20 protein-coding genes are annotated in these 20,021 nt (G+C 64.1%); 17 read left to right on the top strand and 3 right to left on the bottom strand.

What is annotated here, in order from left to right; translation table 11 throughout:
* The first annotated feature begins 16 nt into the window (after window positions 1-16).
* The 3 genes from yajC to secF all read left to right on the top strand — a co-directional run bounded on the left by yajC (window position 17) and on the right by secF (window position 3,202).
* Complete coding sequence (gene yajC / locus BLU22_RS09050; protein WP_090213779.1) at window positions 17-355, top strand: preprotein translocase subunit YajC; 339 nt, start codon at window positions 17-19, stop codon at window positions 353-355.
* A gap of 61 nt (window positions 356-416) precedes the next feature.
* Window positions 417-2,279 carry a protein translocase subunit SecD gene (secD, locus tag BLU22_RS09055; protein WP_090213781.1) on the top strand — a complete coding sequence of 621 codons (1,863 nt, stop codon included), beginning with the start codon at window positions 417-419 and terminating at the stop codon, window positions 2,277-2,279.
* A gap of 11 nt (window positions 2,280-2,290) precedes the next feature.
* Window positions 2,291-3,202 carry a protein translocase subunit SecF gene (gene secF / locus BLU22_RS09060; protein ID WP_090213783.1) on the top strand — a complete coding sequence of 304 codons (912 nt, stop codon included), beginning with the start codon at window positions 2,291-2,293 and terminating at the stop codon, window positions 3,200-3,202.
* Between the two features lie 195 nt (window positions 3,203-3,397).
* Here the strand turns inward: secF and suhB are convergent, their stop codons facing one another.
* Window positions 3,398-4,213, bottom strand: coding sequence for a type III secretion system regulator SuhB (suhB, locus tag BLU22_RS09065; protein WP_090213785.1), 816 nt, complete (start codon window positions 4,211-4,213; stop codon window positions 3,398-3,400).
* A gap of 406 nt (window positions 4,214-4,619) precedes the next feature.
* Here suhB and BLU22_RS09070 point away from each other — a divergent pair, with 406 nt between their 5' ends.
* The 14 genes from BLU22_RS09070 to BLU22_RS09135 all read left to right on the top strand — a co-directional run bounded on the left by BLU22_RS09070 (window position 4,620) and on the right by BLU22_RS09135 (window position 17,432).
* Entirely contained in the window at window positions 4,620-4,811 is a 192-nt protein-coding gene (locus tag BLU22_RS09070) for a Flp family type IVb pilin (protein ID WP_090213786.1), read from the top strand.
* 28 nt (window positions 4,812-4,839) lie between these two features.
* Window positions 4,840-5,373, top strand: a complete 534-nt coding sequence (locus BLU22_RS09075; protein ID WP_090213788.1) for an A24 family peptidase — start codon at window positions 4,840-4,842, stop codon at window positions 5,371-5,373.
* A 70-nt stretch (window positions 5,374-5,443) separates the two neighbouring features.
* Entirely contained in the window at window positions 5,444-6,787 is a 1,344-nt protein-coding gene (locus BLU22_RS09080; protein ID WP_090213789.1) for an AAA family ATPase, read from the top strand.
* Window positions 6,784-7,581, top strand: coding sequence for a Flp pilus assembly protein CpaB (gene cpaB / locus BLU22_RS09085; RefSeq protein WP_090213791.1), 798 nt, complete (start codon window positions 6,784-6,786; stop codon window positions 7,579-7,581). Before BLU22_RS09080 ends, cpaB begins: the two co-directional genes overlap by 4 nt.
* Window positions 7,582-7,683: 102 nt before the next feature.
* Window positions 7,684-9,114: a type II and III secretion system protein family protein gene (locus tag BLU22_RS09090; RefSeq protein ID WP_231975228.1), complete on the top strand. Its 1,431-nt coding sequence runs from the start codon at window positions 7,684-7,686 to the stop codon at window positions 9,112-9,114.
* 12 nt (window positions 9,115-9,126) lie between these two features.
* Window positions 9,127-9,396: a hypothetical protein gene (locus tag BLU22_RS09095; RefSeq protein WP_090213795.1), complete on the top strand. Its 270-nt coding sequence runs from the start codon at window positions 9,127-9,129 to the stop codon at window positions 9,394-9,396.
* An 18-nt stretch (window positions 9,397-9,414) separates the two neighbouring features.
* The gene (locus BLU22_RS09100; RefSeq protein WP_090213797.1) at window positions 9,415-10,761 is read left to right on the top strand and encodes a pilus assembly protein TadG-related protein; all 1,347 of its coding nucleotides are present in this window, start codon (window positions 9,415-9,417) and stop codon (window positions 10,759-10,761) included.
* An 8-nt stretch (window positions 10,762-10,769) separates the two neighbouring features.
* Window positions 10,770-11,240: a TadE/TadG family type IV pilus assembly protein gene (locus tag BLU22_RS09105; RefSeq protein WP_090213798.1), complete on the top strand. Its 471-nt coding sequence runs from the start codon at window positions 10,770-10,772 to the stop codon at window positions 11,238-11,240.
* Window positions 11,240-11,710, top strand: a complete 471-nt coding sequence (locus BLU22_RS09110; protein ID WP_090213800.1) for a TadE/TadG family type IV pilus assembly protein — start codon at window positions 11,240-11,242, stop codon at window positions 11,708-11,710. The genes BLU22_RS09105 and BLU22_RS09110 overlap by 1 nt, the downstream gene beginning before the upstream one ends.
* Window positions 11,704-12,936 (top strand): AAA family ATPase, encoded by a 1,233-nt coding sequence (locus BLU22_RS09115; RefSeq protein ID WP_090213802.1) that lies wholly within the window; start codon window positions 11,704-11,706, stop codon window positions 12,934-12,936. The genes BLU22_RS09110 and BLU22_RS09115 overlap by 7 nt, the downstream gene beginning before the upstream one ends.
* Window positions 12,929-14,362 (top strand): CpaF family protein, encoded by a 1,434-nt coding sequence (locus tag BLU22_RS09120; protein WP_090213803.1) that lies wholly within the window; start codon window positions 12,929-12,931, stop codon window positions 14,360-14,362. Before BLU22_RS09115 ends, BLU22_RS09120 begins: the two co-directional genes overlap by 8 nt.
* The gene (locus BLU22_RS09125; RefSeq protein WP_090213804.1) at window positions 14,359-15,345 is read left to right on the top strand and encodes a type II secretion system F family protein; all 987 of its coding nucleotides are present in this window, start codon (window positions 14,359-14,361) and stop codon (window positions 15,343-15,345) included. Before BLU22_RS09120 ends, BLU22_RS09125 begins: the two co-directional genes overlap by 4 nt.
* Window positions 15,346-15,369: 24 nt before the next feature.
* Window positions 15,370-16,332: a type II secretion system F family protein gene (locus tag BLU22_RS09130; protein WP_090216361.1), complete on the top strand. Its 963-nt coding sequence runs from the start codon at window positions 15,370-15,372 to the stop codon at window positions 16,330-16,332.
* A 71-nt stretch (window positions 16,333-16,403) separates the two neighbouring features.
* Window positions 16,404-17,432: a tetratricopeptide repeat protein gene (locus BLU22_RS09135; protein ID WP_231975230.1), complete on the top strand. Its 1,029-nt coding sequence runs from the start codon at window positions 16,404-16,406 to the stop codon at window positions 17,430-17,432.
* Here BLU22_RS09135 and BLU22_RS09140 read toward each other — a convergent pair.
* Both BLU22_RS09140 and gdhA read right to left on the bottom strand, forming a co-directional pair.
* Window positions 17,422-18,315 (bottom strand): helix-turn-helix transcriptional regulator, encoded by an 894-nt coding sequence (locus BLU22_RS09140; protein ID WP_090213808.1) that lies wholly within the window; start codon window positions 18,313-18,315, stop codon window positions 17,422-17,424. The two genes, BLU22_RS09135 and BLU22_RS09140, sit on opposite strands and share 11 nt — an antisense overlap.
* A 208-nt stretch (window positions 18,316-18,523) precedes the next feature.
* The gene (gene gdhA / locus BLU22_RS09145; protein WP_090213809.1) at window positions 18,524-19,861 is read right to left on the bottom strand and encodes an NADP-specific glutamate dehydrogenase; all 1,338 of its coding nucleotides are present in this window, start codon (window positions 19,859-19,861) and stop codon (window positions 18,524-18,526) included.
* Window positions 19,862-20,021: the final 160 nt, after the last annotated feature.

Consider the following 20,021-nt stretch of genomic DNA (forward strand, 5'->3'; position numbering starts at 1 on the left):
GCAACAGGAGTAGTACATGAGTTTTCTGATTCCCGTCGCCCACGCCACCGATGCCGCTCCGGCCGCCGCCGCTCCGGGCGGTGACATGATGAGCATCCTGATGCTCGTCGGCTTCGTGGTCATCTTCTACCTGATGATCTGGCGTCCCCAGGCCAAGCGCGCCAAGGAGCACAAGAACCTGCTCGCCGGCCTGCAGAAGGGCGACGAAGTGGTCACCGGTGGCGGCATCGCCGGCAAGGTGGTCAAGGTGACCGACGATTTCGTGGTGATCGAAGCCTCCGATACCGTCGAGCTGAAGATCCAGAAGATGGCCATTGCCGCAGTGCTGCCCAAGGGCACTCTGAAAGCGATCTGAGTCACCATCTCTACCATCGACGGGGCACGCAATGTGCCCCGTTTTGCAAGCGGGCTGCGTCATGCTCAACAAGACACCCCTATGGAAATTCCTGCTGATCTTCGTGGTTGTGGGGATCGGCTTCATCTACTCCGCGCCCAACCTCTACCCCGACGACCCGGCCATCCAGCTCAGTGGCGCCAGCAGTGCGCTGAAGATCGAGCAGGCTGACGTCGAGCGTGCCGCGACGGCGCTCAAGGCCGCCGGCATCGCGGTCAAGTCGGCGACCGCCGGCGAGAAGGGCGGCCTGCTGCGCCTGGAGCGCCAGGAAGATCAACTGCCGGCCAAGGACGTGGTGCGCCGCGTGCTGGGCGACGATTACGTGGTGGCCCTGAACCTGGCGCCGACCACCCCCGACTGGCTGCGCAGCCTGGGCGCCAGCCCGATGAAGCTGGGTCTGGACCTTTCCGGGGGCGTGCACTTCCTCCTCGAAGTGGACATGGACAAGGCCGTTGGCGCGCGCATGAAGGTCTACGAGGGCGAGGTGAAGAGCCTGCTGCGCAAGGAGCGCCTGCGCTACCGCTCGCTGCCGCAACAGGACGGCGCCATCCAGCTCGGCTTCGCCGATGCCGCGCTGCTGGAGCAGGCTCAGCGCCTGATCCGCAAAGACTTCCCCGATTTCGAGGCACAGGCTGGCGAGCGCAACGGCCTGCAGGTGCTGCGTCTGGCGCTGACGCCCGCCAAGCTGGCGGAGATCCGCGAGTACTCGATCAAGCAGAACCTCACCACCGTGCGCAACCGGGTCAACGAGCTGGGCGTCGCCGAGCCGCTGGTGCAGCGCCAGGGCGCCAACCGCATCGTGGTCGAGCTGCCCGGCGTGCAGGACACCGCCGAGGCCAAGCGCATCCTCGGCAAGACCGCCAACCTGGAGTTCCGTCTGGCCGCCGAGCTGGACGCCGCCCGGGCCAGCACCGAAACTTTCGAGTTCCGCCAGGAAGGCCGCGCGCCGGTCCAGCTGGAGCGCGGGGTGATCATCACCGGCGACCAGGTCACCGACGCCCAGGCCAGCTTCGACGAGAACGGCCGCCCGCAGGTCAACATCCGCCTCGACGGCCACGGCGGCGAGCTGATGAACCGCGCCACCCGCAACAGCGTCGGCCGCAGCATGGCGGTGGTGTTCATCGAGCAGAAGCCGGTGACCCGCTACGTCAAGCAGACGGTCGATGGCGTCGAGAAGGAAGTCGTGGTGTCCGCCTTCAAGGAAGAGAAGAAGGTGATCAGCCTGGCGACCATCCAGTCGGCGCTGGGCAACAGCTTCCGCATCACCGGCCTCGACGGTCCGGGCGAGTCCTCCGAGCTGGCCCTGCTGCTGCGCGCCGGCGGCTTGGCCGCGCCGATGTACTTCGCCGAGGAGCGCACCATCGGCCCGAGCCTGGGGGCGGAGAATATCCAGCTCGGCGTCCAAGCGGCGCTGTGGGGCTTCGTGCTGGTCGCGCTGTTCATGATGGCGATCTACAAGTTCTTCGGCCTGCTGGCCACCGTCGCCCTGTGCTTCAACATGGTGGTGCTGCTGGCGCTGATGTCGCTGCTCGGCGCCACCCTGACCCTGCCGGGCATCGCCGGCATCGTGCTGACCATGGGTATGGCGGTGGACGCCAACGTGCTGATCTTCTCGCGGATCCGCGAGGAAATCGCCAACGGCATGTCGATCCAGCGCGCCATCCACGAAGGCTTCGACCGCGCCTTCTCGGCGATCCTCGACGGCAACCTGACCACCCTGCTGGTCGGCGCCATCCTGTTCGCCATGGGCACCGGGCCGATCAAGGGCTTCGCCGTGACCCTGTCGCTGGGCATCGTCACCTCGATGTTCACCGCGATCATCGTCACCCGCGCCATGGTCAACCTGATTTACGGTGGCCGCAACATCAAGAAGCTGTGGATCTGAGGACTGCCTGAATGCAACGTGTGATCAACTTCATGGGCATCCGCCACGTCGCCTTCGCGCTGACGGTGCTGCTGACCCTGGCGTCGCTGGCCAGCCTGGCGATCAAGGGGCTGAACTTCGGCCTCGACTTTACCGGCGGCACCCTGATCGAGCTGTCCTACGAGCAGCCGGCACAGCTCGACAAGGTGCGTGGTCAGCTGCGCGAAGCCGGCTACGCCGATGCCCTGGTGCAGAGCTTCGGCGCTAGCACCGACGTACTGGTGCGCATGCAGGGCGACGATCCGCAACTGGGCAGCCAGCTGGCCGACGCCCTGCGCCGGGTCAGCGCCGACACCCCGTTCACCCTCAAGCGCGTCGAGTTCGTCGGCCCGCAGGTGGGCGAGGAGCTGCGCGACCAGGGCGGTCTGGGCATGCTGCTGGCCCTCGGCGGCATCCTGGTCTACGTGGCGTTCCGCTTCCAGTGGAAGTTCGGCTTCGGTGCCATCGCTTCCCTGGTTCACGACGTGATCGTGACCCTCGGCGTGTTCAGCTTCTTCCAGATCCCCTTCGATCTGACTGTACTGGCGGCGGTGCTGGCGATCATCGGCTACTCGCTGAACGACACCATCGTGGTATTCGACCGGATCCGCGAGAACTTCCGCCTGCTGCGCAAGACCGAGCTGATCGAAAACATCAACATCTCCACCACCCAGACCCTGCTGCGCACCATGGCCACCTCGGTGTCCACCCTGCTGGCGGTCGGTGCGCTGTTGCTGTTCGGTGGTGAGAGCCTGTGGGGCTTCTCCCTGGCGCTGTTCATCGGCGTGGGCGTGGGTACCTACTCGTCGGTGTATATCGCTGCGATCTTCCTGATCTGGCTGAAGCTGACCCGCGACGACCTGATTCCTCCGGTGGTCGAGGACGAGGTGGACGAGCGGCCGTAAGGTCATTCGCCAGCCACGAAGAGGCGCCTGCGGGCGCCTTTTTCGTGGGCGGGCGTTGGCGTGCGCTGTGGCGTCGAAAGTCCGGGTGGCAACATGAGCCAGTACCGGCTTGCGCCGCTGTGGAGGCAGGCAAGCCGGATCGTCGGCACAAAAAAACCCGGCGCTAGGGCCGGGTTTCGCTGCAGCGAACGAGCCTCAGCGCTTGAGCGCCGGCGGCAGGTGCGGCTGGATGGCGGTCAGCACCGCCTTGAAGCACTTAGTGTTGCCGGCGACGATGTGGCCCTTGTCGAGGAATTCGTGACCACCGGCGAAATCGCTGGCCAGGCCGCCCGCTTCCTGCACCAGCAGCGCACCGGCCGCCATGTCCCACTCGGACAGGCCGAACTCCCAGAAGGCATCGAAGCGCCCGGCGGCCACATAGGCCAGGTCTAGGCTGGCGGCGCCGGCGCGGCGGATGCCGGCGGTCTGGCCGACCAGGCTGCGGAACATGCCCAGGTAGCTGTCCAGGTGGTCGATCTGGCTGTCGCGGAACGGGAAGCCGGTGCCCAGCAAGGCGCCTTCCAGGCCGCGGCGGTTGCTGACGCGGATGCGTTTGCCGTTGAGGGCGGCGCCACGGCCACGGCTGGCGGTGAACTCTTCCTGGCGCACCGGATCGAGCACTACGGCGTGCTCCAGGCGACCACGGTATTTGCAGGCGATGCTGACCGCGAAGTGCGGCAGGCCATGAATGAAGTTGGTGGTGCCATCCAGCGGATCGATGATCCACAGGTAGTCGGCGCCCTCGCCGGTGCCCTTGATCAGGCCGCTTTCCTCGGCGAGATAGCCATGGTTCGGGTAGGCCTTGCGCAGCACATTGAGGATGCTTTGCTCGGCGGCACGGTCCACCTCGGTGACGTAATCCTTGGCGTCTTTCTCGTTGACCGAGAGCACGTCCAGGCGTTCGAGCGAGCGGAAGATCAGTTCACCGGCACTGCGGGCCGCGCGCAGCGCGATATTCAGCATGGGCTGCATGGGAGGGTCACCTGGGCTGTTAAAGAAAGCCGGCGATTCTAGCAGAAAAGCCGCAGCGCTTGGAGCGCCGCTGTGCGGCGCACGGCAAGTCGCTGGGCCTCTGGAGGGGGCAGAGTGGCAGTCGTACCTTGCCGGCGGTGCTGTGGTCAGCCCAGCTCTCCGATCTTCATAGTTACTCGGCTCTTTTCGATGTTTTCGTATTTGCGAGTCTTTTGCATCGTATCCAGAGTCTTTCAAAGCGTGCATTCATGGCGTCGTATTTCCGACGCTGCCCGGTTGCTGGAGCCCGGCAAAAAAATGCCAGCGATTGGCAAAACTCTCCTAACCCTTATCCCGAGCCACGGCTAGGTTTGTTCATACGACAGGCAACATGTCGTAAACAACAAAACTTATCGAGGTGGCGAAAATGGATATTCAAAAATTCAAGGTGGCGGTGGTCAAGTTTGCCAAGGATGAAGAAGGTCTGACTATCGTGGAATATGCGGTTGCGGGTGGGTTAATTACTGGTGCAGTTGTTTTGGCATTCACTAACCTTGGCGCGGCTGTTCGTGCAAAGATAAACGTCATTATTTCTGCTCTTGGTGGAACTGCTGGTTAGTTTGGCTTTATTTTTGGATAACTAAAATATGGTATTTGATTTTTTATTATTGATGTTGGTTGGTGCGGTGGTTTATGACTTAATAAGCCACCGTCTTCCTAACTATTACCTCCTGCTGGGCCTGCTACTGGGGGCAGTGCTACAGGTCTGGACAGATGGGGGGGGGGGGCTGCTTTCGGCGGCAGGCGGGCTCGCAGTGGGGTTCCTGGTCTTCCTGCCGTTCTATGCCTTGGGCGGCATGGCTGCCGGCGACGTCAAGCTGATGGCGGTCGTCGGCAGCTTTATTGGCGGCGCTGCGGCATTGTGGGCAGCGGCGTGCAGCCTGATTGCCGGTACTGTTTTGGGGATTCTCTATCTGTTGCTCAGGGGGCATCTGGGTAAGTTCGTTGCACGCTACTGGGCCATGGCCAGCCTGCGCAGTTATATCCCCGTTGAGAGCGATGCGGATCCAGCCAGGCATCGATTTCCATATGCTCTGGCAATTGCTGCAGGCACCGTGGTCAGCCTGTTTTTCGAGTCCCCATTCAGTCGCGCTTTGGCATATCTGGACTCCTTGGTCTAGCGTTCCTCTGGGGGCATGAATTCCATGTCGATGGTTCCAGTACTCATCATTAAAACAAAGGGGGCAGGCCATGAATCTGCCGGGGATTGCCAGTCTGGAAGATGCCGAGGCGAATAGCCCGGTATTCGATATTTCCCAACCGCGCAGCATGGTGGAAACCGGACTTTCCGAGCCACTACTGACCGATCTGCTGTGCAAGCACCTGTACGACGCCGGCAGCTTGGATACCGGCCGACTGATGAGCCGCATGGGGCTGGCGGGGCCGGTGCTGGAGGAGTTGCTCGGCCTGTTGCGCAAGGACAGCCAAGTCGAGGTGCTGGGGCAGGCCGCAGGAGGCGGAGGCCTGCGCTACGGATTGACCGAGCGTGGCCGTGCCAGTGCCCGCGATGCCCTGGCGCGCAGTGGTTATATCGGCCCGGCACCCTACCCGGTCGAGCGCTACCGCGAACTGCTCAAGGCGCAGACCGTGCATCACGGCAGCATCACGGCCGGGCAGATGCATCAGGCCTTTCGTGGCGTGGTATTCCACAACGGGCTGCTCGACCAACTGGGCGCGGCGCTCAACTCCGGGCGGGCGATCATGATCTACGGTCCGGCCGGGACCGGGAAAACCTATATCAGCAGCAAGCTGATCCGCCTGTTCGACGAAAACATCTGGGTACCCCATGCCATCGCCATCAACGAGGCGATCATCGAGATATTCGATCCGCAGGTACACCGGCTGGCGGCGACCGATTCTGCAGGCCTGCCCAGCCTGCGTCTGGATCAGGGCAGCGACCGGCGCCTGCTGCGCTGCAAGCGTCCGATCCTGATCACCGGCGGCGAGCTGAGCATGGACCAGCTGGATATCCGCTACGACCCCATCGCCCGCCAGTACCAGGCGCCGCTGCAGCTCAAGGCTGGCAACGGGCTGTTCATCATCGACGATCTGGGGCGTCAGGCCATGCCGCCGGCGCAGTTGCTCAACCGCTGGATCGTGCCGATGGAGGAGCGCAAGGACTATCTCAACCTCGGCGGTGGTCGTCACTGTGAGCTGCCCTTCGACGTGATCCTGGTGTTCTCCACCAACCTCAATCCGTTGCAGCTGGCGGACGAGGCTTTCTTGCGGCGCATCGGCTACAAGCTGCATTTCGACCACCTGACCCGCGAGGAGTACGCGCAGATCTGGCGTCAGGAGGTCGAGAAGCTGGGGCTGCCTTATGACCCGTTGTTGCTGCGCTATGTGATCGAAGGGCTGCACCAGCCCGAAAAGGTGCCGCTGCTGCCCTGCCACCCCCGCGACCTGCTGGGCATGGCGCTGGATCGCCAGCGCTACCTCGGCAAATCGGCCCAGTTGACTCCCGATGAGCTGCAATGGGCATGGCAGAACTACTTCGTCCGCCTGCAGGACACCGAGCAAGGAGAACCATCATGAGTTCGCGCACATTGCTGTTGATCGCCCTGTCGGTGGTGTTCGGCCTGGGTGCTGCCTGGATGGCCAATACCTGGCTGACCGCCCGGCTCAATGCCGGAGGCGACAACATGGAAAACGTGGTGGTGGCCGCCATGGAGATTCCTTTCGGGCAGATGGTCGAGCCGCAGCAGGTGAAGCTGGTGCAGATGCCCAAGGGCGCGGCTCCCGCCGATGCCTTCTCCTCTGTGGAGCAAGCCACCGGGCGCATCGCCACCATGACCCTGCTGCAGGGCGACATCCTGCGCGAGGCACGCCTTGCCGAGCACCTGGGCGGCAGCACCCTGGCTTCGCTGATCGCACCGAACAAGCGGGCCATTTCGGTACGGGTGGACGACGTGGTCGGGGTAGGCGGCTTCCTGCTGCCGGGCAACCGGGTCGACGTACTGGTGGCCAAGACCACCCACAACAACGACGCCCAGGCCGAGACCATCCTTTATGACCTGCGCGTGCTGGCCGTCGACCAGACCGCCAGCACCGACAAGACCCAGCCGGTGGTAGTACGCGCCGTGACGCTGGAGATGACTTCCGAAGAGGCGGAGAAGTTGGTCAAGGGGCAGAGCGAGGGGCGCCTGCAACTGGCCTTGCGCAACCCGCTCGACGAAGACAAGGGACCCAAGGAAGAGGTGGCGAGTGCGCCGGTTGTCGCGCCAGCGCCGGTCGCCAAACCGGCAGTGCGGCGCATCGCGGCGCCGGCACCGGTACGCATCACCATCATCCGCGGTACCAGCATCGAAAACCTCAGCATGCCGCGCTAGGCAGGGGGTTGCCGGCTCGACGGTCGCTGCAGGCAAGCATCAGAACAAGACCAAGGAGTAGACATGGACACCATTCGCAGACTGGGGGCATACACGCTATGCATGGTTGGCGCCTGTTTCCTGGCGTTCTCGGTGCAGGCTGCCGGCCCCGCCACAGCCCTTCCCTCCACCGGCATGAGTGCCATCGAAGTGCCGATCTACAAATCGCGTGTCCTGGCCACCCGCGCCGCAGTGCGCAAGGTGTCCGTCGGCAACCCGGAGATTGCCGATGTGCTGGTTACCAGTCCGCGCGAACTGTATCTGCTCGGACGCTCGCTGGGCAGCACCAACGTCCTGCTGTGGGACGGCAATGGCCGCCTCATCGACAGCCTGGAACTGGAGGTGGTGCATGACCTCAATGCCCTCAAGGCCAAACTGCACGAACTGATGCCGCGCGAAACCATCTCGGTGTTCAGTGCCCAGGGCGCGCTGGTACTGCGCGGACAGGTGAGCAGCGCGGCGGCGATGGATACCGCGGTCAAGATCGCCAAGACCTACGCGGCGCAGAGCCAGAGCATCGTCCAGGGCGAAGGCGAGGCGGCCAAGTCGGCGCCCAGCAAGTCGCTGGAGGTGATCAACCTGCTGAGCGTCGGTGGCAGCCAGCAGGTGATGCTGGAGGTCAAGGTGGCGGAAATGCAGCGCAACCTGGCACAGCGCATTGGCGTGCGTTTCGCCGCCTTCGACTTCGGCTCCTCCGGGCGCTGGAACTGGGGTGGCTTCAACAACGGCGCTTCCCTGGAGGATGGCCTGATCGGCAACGGCAAGGGCCTGCTGGCGCAGTTCGCCTCGGGCAACTTCGTCTTCGACATGGTGCTGGAGGCTGCCAAGGAAAACGGCTCGGCCAAGGTGCTGGCCGAACCGACGCTGACCACCCTGTCCGGTCAGCAGGCCGAGTTCATTTCCGGCGGCGAATTCCCGATTCCGATCACCGAGGACGATGGCATCACCATCGAATACAAGGAATTCGGCGTCGGCGTGAAGTTCCTGCCGGTGGTGCTGGACTCCGGGCGCATCAATCTCAACCTCAACGTCTCGGTCAGCGAGATTTCCAACGCCAACGCCCTGACCCTGGATACCGGTCTGGACAGCGTGCTGGGCGACAGCGTCTCGCAGTTCATTCCCTCGCTGACCAAGCGCAGCGCGCAGTCCACCGTGGAGCTGAGCAACGGGCAGACCATCGCCATTGCCGGTCTGATCAACGAGAACACCCGCGACTTCGTCAGCAAGTTCCCAGGTCTGGGCGACGTCCCGGTGCTTGGCCACCTGTTTCGCAGCCAGGAGTACCTGAGTGGTGAAACCGAGCTGGTGATCCTGGTGACGCCGCACCTGGCCAAGCCGGTGGACGCCCGCAACGTGCGTCTGCCGACCGAGCGCTTCGTCGCCCCCAGCGATCTGGAGTTCTACCTGATGGGCAAGACCAAGGGCACGGGCAGCCGCAGCGTGCCGGCCAGCCTGGGGGTAAGCGAAGGCCGTTTCGGGCATGACCTGGACTGAGGAGATGCAACCATGAAAACGCTCATTTTCCTGCTGTCGCTGGCCATGCTCGGTGGCTGCATGAGTTATCGGGAGGCGCGGGTCGGCGACGTCGGCGAGTCGATCAACGACACTCTGTACCAGCAGATCGCCGATCAGCGCCAGGCGGCCGATCCGGGCACCGAGGTGTCGCCGACCGGCACCGACGGGCCGCTGCTGGAGTCCGTGCTGGATGGCTACCGTGGCGTCAAGGGCGATGCCGCCCAGGTCGCCCAGCCCATCCAGATCAACGTGGGTAACTGACCGATGAGGTAGGCCGCCATGCGCCCCCTGAACATGCATAGACGCAAACCCCTTGGATTTCGCCGGCAGCGGGGGGCTGTTGCCATTCTTCTCACCGTCGCCATGGTCGCTCTGCTGGCCATGGCCGGGCTGACGCTCGACGGCGGTCACCTGATGCTCAACAAGAGCCGTCTGCAGAATGCGGTAGACGCGGCGGCGCTGAGCGGGGCGAAGACCCTGAGCCAGACCTATGGAGTGGCGGGCGCCGCCACCGCCACGCGCGACGCGGCGTTGAACACGCTGCGCTTGAATGCCGATGCTGAGGGCAATGGCGAACTGGCGCGTGCGATAGCCGAGCGCGGCGGAGTCGGCAACTTCGCCAATGTGGAATTCTCGACCAGCGTCTACGGGCCTTTCGCCGCCGGCCTGCCGGCCAACGCCCGCTATGTGCGGGTGACTGTGGCCAACCATGGCCTGGTCGGTTTCTTCTGGCGCTTTCTGGACTCGATCGGTGCGGGTGATCTGGGCGAAAAGCGGGTCGCGGCGGTCGCCACGGCAGGGCCAAGTCCGACTCAGCCTTGCGATCTGACACCACTGATGGTCTGTGGGGATGCCACGCAGCCACCCTCGCCGGGAAATTTCTGGGGGCATGGCTTCGGCGACCTGAAGGTGTTGAAAAGTACCGACTGGCGTGGATCGGGCACCGGTCCCGGCACATACCAACTACTCGATCTGCTCGAAACCGGTGGCTCCGGTGTGCGCGATGCCTTGGCGGGGGGCGTGAGCCGTTGCTACTCGCCGGGCGATATGGCGCCGATCAAGCCCGGCAACACGGCCGGTCCGACACGGCAAGGGTTCAATACCCGTTTCGAGGGTGGCAGTCATCCGCCGGATCTGGTGACCAGTTATACCCAGAAAGGCAGCAAGGGCCTTGAGCTGGAGGGCAACGAGAAGAAGGGAACCGAATACATTGCCTTCGACAAGAGCAAGGTCACCTGGGACTCCCAAGGCAATATCCGTACGGAAGATGGTCGGAGCATCGACGGCTATAACGAGTGGCGGGAGAGAACGGCTAAGTGTCTTTCCGGTACGGGAAGCGGTTGCAAGGCGGATGGCGTGGCCGAGCGCCGAATGCTGAAGATCGTGATTGCCGACTGCTCGAACACGAGTGGCAAGTCGGTCAAGGTGTTGGGTGTCGGGTGTTTCTTCGCCCTGCAACCGATGGCCAGTACCGGCCTTGATGAAATCTTCGGCCAGTTCGTTAAGGAGTGCTCTGCGGACGGTTATCCGGGACCCAATCCTTCGGCCGATGCCGGCCCGCAAATTATCCAGCTCTACAAGAGTTACATCGGCAGCGGCGTCGGAGTGCCCAGCAACGACTCCTAGGAGGCTCCATGCAACGTATCCGCGTTCCAGGCGCCGGGCTGGCGAAGTTGCAGCGCCAGCGCGGTCTGGCCATGGTCGAGTTCGCCATCGGTGCGCCCATTCTGCTGCTGCTGTTGCTGGCCATCGGCGAGTTCGGCCGGCTGCTTTCGCACTACAGCACTCTCCAGCAGTCCAGCCGCGATGCGGCGCGCTATCTGGCCCACAATGCGCTCAACAATACGACCGGCACCCTCAATCTGACGGCGCCTTTGCAGGCCACGGCGCGCAATCTGGCCATGTATGGCACCCCCGGTATTTCGACGCCGCTGCTGCCCGGAATCGCGGCGACAGTGGGCGCGGTGGGTACCGAACACATCCAGGTACGGGTGAGTTACACCTTCCGCCCGGTGATCGGCAACTTCCTGCCGAACTTCTGGGGGGGGGCTGATATCCCGCTCAATGTGCCGCTGGTGGCAACCACGGTGATGAGGGCCATGTGATGGACAGACGCAAAGTACGGGGTGTCTATGTCGTCGAATTCGCAATCGTCGGATTGCTGATGTTCACCTTGCTGTTCGGTGTTCTGGAGTTCGGTCGCTTGCTGCTGACGGTCAACACCTTGAACGAGTCGGTGCGGCGCGGCGCGCGCCTGGCGGCGGTCTGCAATATCGACGATGCACGTATCCTGCAGCGAGCGGTATTTGCCGAAACCGATCAGACCACCAGCACCATCATCGGCAATCTGAGTACGGCCGATCTGACCTTGCGCTACCTTGATGAGAACGGCGGACCTGTCGGGGCGGGGGCGTTCAGTGCCATCCGTTTCGTCGAGGTCGGCATTGCCGGATTCCGCTTCAACTTCCTTGTGCCGCTCATCGGGACCGGTATCGACCTGCAGCCATTCCGTGCCGTATTGCCGCGCGAGAGTCTGGGGCGGACGCCTGAAAGCCCGGAGATTACGCCATGCTGAAAACCAAGGATTCGAGACTCACTGTGGATGGCTCCGCACGTTCGGCCTGCCGGTTGCTGATCAGCGGTCGCAATGCCCAGGCCATCGAGCATCTGCAGTCGGCCTGCCAGGCCGTGGCAGGGCTGCAGGTTGGCACCCGGCTGGCTAGCAACGGCCATTGCGACCCGCTGTATGGAGTCGATCCGCTGCCGGACATCCTGCTGCTGCATGTCAGTGCGCACTGGCGCGAGGAGTTGGCCGCGCTGCTGCAGCGTCCGCCTACCGAACGCCCGGCCCTACTGGTCAGCGGCAATCTGGAAGCGGCCGAGGGGATGCGTCTGGCCATGCAGGCCGGCGCGCGGGATTTTCTCCCCGAACCGCTGGACGAACACGAGTTGGCTGCCGCTCTGCAGCGCATCCTGCAGGAGCGCCGCGCCAGCAGCGCCAGCCAGGGCAAGCTGCTGGCGGTGATGAATGCCAAGGGCGGCTCCGGCGCCACCCTGGTGGCCTGCAACCTGGCCCACCGACTCAGCCTGCAGGGCAACGTGCTGCTGATCGACCTCGATCTGCAGTTCGGCAGCGTGGCGCATTATCTCGATGTGCTGCCTACCCACAGCCATGTGGATGTGCTGCAGCAGGTCCACGGACTGGACAGCGTGGCGCTGCGCGGCTTCTGTGCCCACTACAGCCCCAGCCTGCATGTGCTGGGAGGGCGAGCCAACGAGCTGTGCCTGCCCCAGGACGTGCAGGCCGAACAGCTGGAGGCGCTGTTCGCACTGGCCCGGCACAGCTTCGACTGGGTGGTGGTGGACCTGCCGCGGCATATCGATCACCTCACCGGCACCGCCCTGGAGCAGGCCGATCAGGTGCTGGTGGTGCTGCAGCAGAGCATCAGTCACCTCAAGGATGCCACCCGGCTGATGCGCATCCTGCGCGACGATATCGGTGTGCAGGGCAGTCATCTGCAAGTGCTGGTCAACCGCTACAACAAGGTCGCGCCGGTGAGCCTCAAGGACATCGAGGAGGCCTTGCGCTGCCCGGCAGCTTTGTTGCTGCCTAACGATTTCAATGTGGTCAGCGAGAGCCAGAACGCCGGCGTGCCGCTGGCCGTCCATGCGCCGCGCGCGCCCATCACCCAGGCACTGAAGCAGATCGCCGAAGACCTGCAGGGCAGTCAGGCGCCGGTACGTGAGGGGCTGCTCAAGCGTGCGGTCGGTCGTCTGTTCGGGGGGAGCAGTCATGCTTAACGAATTGCGCAATCGCCTGCGTCAGCAGCCCAAGGGAAGCGCGGCGCCTGCCGTCGAGACCGAGCCGCTGGCGGCGCCACGCGAGCAACTGGCCTGGGAGGCTGCCGCGCCGCTGGATGCCTACAGTACGCGCACTCAGCTCAACCCGCTGGAAGTGGAGTGGCGCGAGAAGACCTACGAGCAGCTGCTCAAGGTCATGGACTTGGCCCTGCTCGACAGCCTGGAGCCGGCCGAGGCGACTCGGCAGATCCGCGAGATCTGCCAGCGCCTTCTGGACGACAACTCGGCGCCGGTGAGCGTGGCCAGTCGCCAGTTGATCATCAAGCAGATCACCGACGAGGTGCTCGGCCTCGGTCCGCTGGAACCGCTGCTGGCAGACAGCTCGGTATCGGACATTCTGGTCAACGGCGCCCGCTCGGTGTACGTCGAGCGTTTCGGCAAGCTGCAGAAGACCGACGTGCATTTTCGCGACGATGCTCACCTGCTCAATATCATCGACCGTATCGTCTCCACCCTGGGGCGGCGCATCGACGAGTCCTCGCCGCTAGTGGATGCGCGCCTCAAGGACGGCTCGCGGGTCAACGCGATCATCCCGCCGCTGGCCATCGACGGGCCGAGCCTGTCGATCCGCCGCTTCGCAGTGGACCTGCTCAATACCGACAGCCTGATCGAGCGCGGCACCCTGACTCCAGCCATCGCCCTGGTGCTCAAGGCGGTGGTGCGCGGCCGGCTCAACGTGCTGATCTCCGGCGGTACCGGCACCGGCAAGACCACCATGCTCAACGTGATGTCCAGCTTCATCCCGCACAACGAGCGGATCGTCACCATCGAGGACTCGGCCGAGCTGCAACTGCAGCAGCCCCATGTGGTGCGCCTGGAAACCCGACCGCCAAACATCGAGGGACGCGGCGAGGTGAACCAGCGCGAGCTGGTGCGCAACAGCCTGCGGATGCGCCCCGACCGCATCGTCATCGGCGAGGTGCGCGGGCCCGAGGCGCTGGACATGCTGGCGGCGATGAATACCGGCCACGACGGTTCGCTGACCACCATCCACGCCAACACCCCGCGCGATGCCCTGAACCGCATCGAGAACATGGTGGCAATGACCGGCGCGACCTTCCCGATCAAGGCGCTGCGCCAACAGATCGCCTCGGCCATCGACGTGGTGATCCAGCTGGAGCGCCAGGAAGACGGCAAGCGCCGGCTGGTCAGCGTGCAGGAAATCAACGGCATGGAGGGCGAGATCATCACCATGACCGAGGTGTTCACCTTCGAGCGTCATGGCATCGGTGAACATGGCGAGGTGCTCGGCGAATACAAGCCGACCGGCATGGTGCCGGCGTTCCGCGACGTACTGGCCAAGCGTGGCATCGAGCTGCCGCTGACGCTGTTCCGTCCCGACTGGATGGAGGGCCGCACGCCATGAGCCAGATACCCATGGAGTTCATCCTGATCTTCCTCGGCATGGTGTTCCTCTCGGTGTTCCTGCTCAGCCAGGGCATGGTGGTGCCGGTGTTCGGCGAAGCGGGCAAGGTGCGCAAGCGCATCCGCGAACGCCTGCACCTGCTGGAGCGGGCCAGCGATCTGCCCAATATGCAGATGGTTCTGCGCGAGAAGTACCTCAAGCGCCTGTCGCCCCTTGAAGCGGCGCTGGAGCAGCTGCCGGGCATGGAGCGCCTGGGACAGATGGTCGAGCAGAGCGGGCATGCCTTCCGCGCCTACCGGGTGGTGCTGCTGGGCCTGTTACTGGCCGTCGTGGGCGGCCTGCTGGTCTGGACGCTGTCGCAGCTGTGGTGGGCGGGGCTGATCGCTGCTGCGATGCTGTTCTGGGTGCCGATCCTCAAGGTGTCGAATGATCGGGCGCGGCGCTTTGCCGAGTTCGAGGAGGGCCTGCCCGATGCCCTGGATGCCATGGTGCGGGCGCTCAAGGCTGGGCATCCGTTCAACGAGACCCTGCGTCTGGTAGCCGACGAGCACAAGGGCGTGGTGGCCCACGAGTTCGGCCTGACCTTCGCAGACATCAACTACGGCAACGATGTGCGGCGGGCCATGCTCGGCCTGCTCGAACGCATGCCGAGCATGACGGTGATGATGCTGGTCACCTCGATCCTGCTGCACCGCGAAACCGGCGGCAACCTGACGGAGATTCTCGAACGGCTCAGCTCGTTGATTCGCGGACGCTTTCGTTTTCAGCGCAAGGTCAAGACGCTGTCTGCCGAGGGGCGTATGTCGGCCTGGGTACTGGTGTCCGTGCCCTTTGTGCTGGCGGTGGGGCTGATGCTGACGACGCCTGCCTACATACCGATGCTGCTGAATGAGCCACTGGGCCACAAGCTGATCATGGCCGCCTTCACGAGCATGATCATGGGGATTTTCTGGATCAGAAAGATCATCCGCATCCAGGTCTGAATGACGGGTGACGAGGGGGCTGTCATGGATTATCTGCTGAGTCTACTGGAAAGCGTGATCGGTGATCCGCAACTGGCCCGTCTGTTGTTCGTTGCTGCGATAGGGCTGAGTGCGGTGTTGGCCGTGGTGACCCTGGGGCTGCTGGTGACGGGGTTGCAGAACCCGGTGCAGCGCCGCCTGAGCGTGCTCAAACGCAGCGCTCACCAGGGGGGGCATGTGGCGCCGAGTGGCTTGCAACTGATGCTGGAGCAGGTGGGTGGACGTTTCGGCAATCCCGACGAGGCTGCCGGCTCGTCGACTCGTACGCTGCTGATGCATGCCGGTTATCGCCAACCCGCGGCGGTGCAGGCCTATTGGGCGGCGCGGTTGCTGCTGAGTCTGGGTATGCTGGGCGCCGTGGTGGTGGCGTTTCCCTTTATCAAGGGAATTTCCGTTGTGCAGGCCATGCTGCTGGTGGGGGTGGCCGTCGGCTTTGGCTGGCTGGCGCCGGCAATCTATGTGGACAAGCGCAAGCAGGCACGCATGAACAGCCTGCGGGCGGCCTTTCCCGACGCACTGGACTTGCTGGTGGTCTGCGTCGAGTCGGGACTGGCGCTGCCGCAGTCCATCGACCGGGTGGCGGAAGAAATGGCGGTCAGTCACTCCGAACTGGCCGAGGAGCTGGCACTGGTCAATGCCGAGATCCGCGCCGGGATTCCCAGCACCGAGGCTCTGCGCCATCTGGCCGACAGGACTGGCCTCGAAGACGTCAATGGCCTGGTGAGCCTGCTGGCGCAGAGCATCCGCTTCGGCACCAGCATCGCCGACACGCTGCGTATCTATGCCGAGGAGTTTCGCGACCGACGCACCCAGGCCGCTGAGGAGCAGGCGGCGAAACTCGGTACCAAGTTGATCTTTCCACTAATCTTTTGCCTGTGGCCGAGTTTCTTTCTGATCGCCATCGGGCCGGCGATCATCGGCGTTCTCAAAGCCTTTGGGGGGCTATGACTATGCACAGGATTGCATTTCTGGCGGCTGCGGTCGCCGTCCTGGCCGGTTGCCAGAGTACGGGTTCGGACATGACCAAGAGTCGCCCAGGGTTGTATGACGGCGGCCGTTCTGTGCTCTATCAGGTGCAGAAGAGCGGTGGTTCTCCGGAGCAGGCGATGAGCGTGGCCGCTGCGGCCTATGCCGCCGGCGATACCGACCAAGCGCTGTATCTGTACCTGAAGGCCGTAGAACTGGACCCCAAGCACCATGATGCGCTGGTCTGGGTCGGGCGTATCCATCGCGAGCGCGGCAACTTCGACCTGGCCGAGCTGGCCTTGCACGAGGTGCTGAAGGAGGCGCCCGACAATCTCGATGCGCTGAGCGAACTGGGCAGTCTGCAGATCGCCCAGCGTCACTATGCCGAGGCTGCCGAGACCCTGGGCAAGGCCCTGCGTGCCGACCAGCAGCGCCAGGGGCGGCCGCTGCCGGAGGGCGAGCTGGCCAGTCTGGACAGCCTGCAGGTGGACAACGCTTCACCGCTGCGTATCTACAACGGTCTGGGTGTGCTGGCCGACCTGCGCAACGACTTCGAGCGGGCGGGCGTTTACTACCGACAGGCCCTGAAGATCGATCCGCGCTCGGCGATGGTAGCCAACAGCTTGGGCTATTCAAACTACCTGGCCGGCAATTGGACCGAGGCGCGCCGTGCCTATCAGCAGGCGTTGGGGTTCGATGGCAGTTACAAGCCGGCGTGGCGCAACTATGGCTTGCTGCTGGCGCGCATGGGGCACTACGAGGATGCGCTGTCGGCCTTCGAGCAGGTCGAGGCGCGCGCCCAGGCGAGTAACGATGTCGGCTACATCTGCCTGATCGAGGGCAAGCTCGAAGAGGCCGAGCAGTTCTTCCGCACGGCCATCGACCAGTCGCCGGCCCACTACGAGGTCGCCTGGCAGAACCTCAAGCGGGTGCAGCAGATTCGCCGCCTGCGCGAGCGTGGCGGCGATGTGGGTGAGCAGGGCGTCTCCGCCGAGCTGCTGCCAGCCGTGGCCGCGACGGGGCCGATGCCTCAGGTTTCGACCGTGCATCTGCCGTCGCCGCTGCGGGTTTCTACGCCCTGAATGCCGTTCCGGCGCCTTCTTCCTCGTGGGGGAGGGCGCTGCTCGCTGTCGCCGGCTGTTTCTCTGTCGCCGGAGCCGCCAGAGGGCGGCCGAGGCTGCGGCAGACCGAGGGGCTGTAGCCGAAGAATTGTCGGAAGGCCCGTGCGAAGTAGGATGGGTCCTTGAATCCCATCATGTAACCCACACTGGATACCGGAATGTCGCTGTTGAGCAGCAGCTCTTCGGCGGCCTGCATGCGCTTGCGCATCACGTAGTCCTGGAAGCCGATGCCGCAGGTCTGCTTGAACAGTCGGCTGAAGCGTGCTGTCGACATGCCGCACAGTTCGGCCATGCCCTTCTCGTCGATGCGCTCGCGAAAGTGGCTGTCGATATGGCTGATCGCCGCGTACAGGGGTTGCTGCGCGTGCTTCTCGCGGTTGAGGCGCACGCATTCGGGCAGTTGTGGAGTGCGTTGCGGGCGCTGACGCTGCACGCCCGGCGGCGCGTCGCGCAGCAGGCAGAGTTCGTGCAGCGACTGCAGGTAGCGCTGGCGCTCGGCGCCGGGCAGCGGCAGGGTCAGGAACTCCCAGACGCCGGCGCGAAAGGCCCAGACGGCCAGCTCCTCGGAGTGCTGCACGGTGAGCATGGTGATCGGCAGCTCCGGTGCGCGGCGTTTGATCTCCAGCAGCAGGTTGAGACCGATGCTGTCCGGACGGTCGAACTGCAGGCAGAGCATGTCGGGGCGGGGCGTCAGGGCCAGTTCGTCCAGCCCGTTGGCGCTGTCGGCCAGGCGGATCCGGCAGTGCGCCTCGAAGGCCGGGATGCAGTGTGCCGCTGCGCCGTTGCCGCTCAGGTCGAACCAGAGCAAAAGGGGCTTGCGTGCGGGTTTGGCTTTGGCGTGCATGCAGGCGACACTCTTTTGACGAAATACAATGTCAATTTAAGATCAGTCGAGCGACTCGTGCGAGTGTAAATTTTCCCTGCGGCTCGTGCGGGCATTCTAGCTGTATGGCGTAGCGTCGCTGTCTTGCTCGCTGAAACGCAAAAGCCGGTCACAGTGACCTGTGACCGGCTTTTGTCTGCCTGGGCGCGGGGCGATCAGGGCTTGTCCATCAGACCACGCCCTGGGCCAGCATGGCGTCGGCGACCTTGACGAAGCCGGCGATGTTGGCGCCCTTGACGTAGTTGATGCGGCCGTTCTCCTCGCCGTAGTTGACGCAGGCGTGGTGGATGTTCTGCATGATGCTGTGCAGCTTGGCGTCCACTTCGCCGTCGGTCCACAGCAGGCGCATGGCGTTCTGGCTCATTTCCAGGCCCGACACGGCCACGCCGCCGGCGTTGGAAGCCTTGCCCGGGGCGTAGAGGATGCCGGCCTCGATGAACAGATCCACCGCTTCCAGGGTCGACGGCATGTTGGCGCCTTCGGCGACGCAGATGCAGCCGTTCTTCAGCAGGGTGCGCGCGTCCTCGGCGTCCAGTTCGTTCTGGGTCGCGCAGGGCAGGGCGATGTCGCACGCCAGATTCCACGGGCGCTGGCCTTCCAGGTACTGCACGCCGAAGTGGGCGGCCATTTCCTCGATGCGGCCGCGACGGACGTTCTTCAGGTCCATCAGGTACTGCCACTGCTCGTTGGTCAGGCCTTCCTCGAAGTAGGCGGTGCCGCCGGAGTCGGACAGGGAGATGACCTTGCCGCCCAGCTCCATGACCTTGAGCGCTGCGTACTGGGCGACGTTGCCCGAGCCGGAGACCGCCACGCGCATGCCTTCGATGCCCTTGCGGTTGCTCTTGAGCATTTCCTCGGCGAAGTACACGCAGCCGTAGCCGGTGGCTTCCGGGCGGATCAGGCTGCCGCCGTAGCTCATGCCCTTGCCGGTCAGCACCGAGGTGAACTCGTTGGCCAGGCGCTTGTACTGGCCGTACATGAAGCCGATCTCGCGGGCGCCCACGCCGATGTCGCCGGCCGGCACGTCGAGGTCGGCGCCGATGTGGCGGTACAGCTCGCTCATGAACGACTGGCAGAAGCGCATCACTTCGTTGTCGCTCTTGCCCTTCGGATCGAAGTCGGAGCCGCCCTTGCCGCCGCCCATGGGCAGGGAGGTCAGCGAGTTCTTGAACACCTGCTCGAAGGCCAGGAACTTCAGCACGCCCAGGTTCACCGACGGGTGGAAGCGCAGGCCGCCCTTGTACGGGCCGATGGCGCTGCTCATCTGCACGCGGAAGCCGCGGTTGACGCGCACGTTACCCTGATCGTCGATCCACGGTACCCGGAACAGGATGGCACGCTCGGGCTCGACGATGCGCTCAAGGATGTTGGCCTTCAGGTAGCGCGGTTCGCTCTGCAGGAACGGCCACAGGCTGCGAACCACTTCTTCGACGGCCTGGTGGAATTCCGGCTGGTCGGGGTCGCGGCGCTTGAGCTGCGTCAGGAAGGCGTCAAGGGACTGGGACATGGGTATGCCTCGGAAGTTTGCTACGGATGCGGTCTGGCCGTTTTCGGCGGATGCGGGAATTTAGCAGGTCAACAATGCTTTTTGATAGTGCGGAGTGACGCTTTGATGAAACTTTTTGGTGCTTTTATGTAATTCCCTGCCCCTCAAGCCCCTCCGATGG

The organism is Pseudomonas guangdongensis, from assembly GCF_900105885.1.
Classification (GTDB): domain Bacteria; phylum Pseudomonadota; class Gammaproteobacteria; order Pseudomonadales; family Pseudomonadaceae; genus Geopseudomonas; species Geopseudomonas guangdongensis.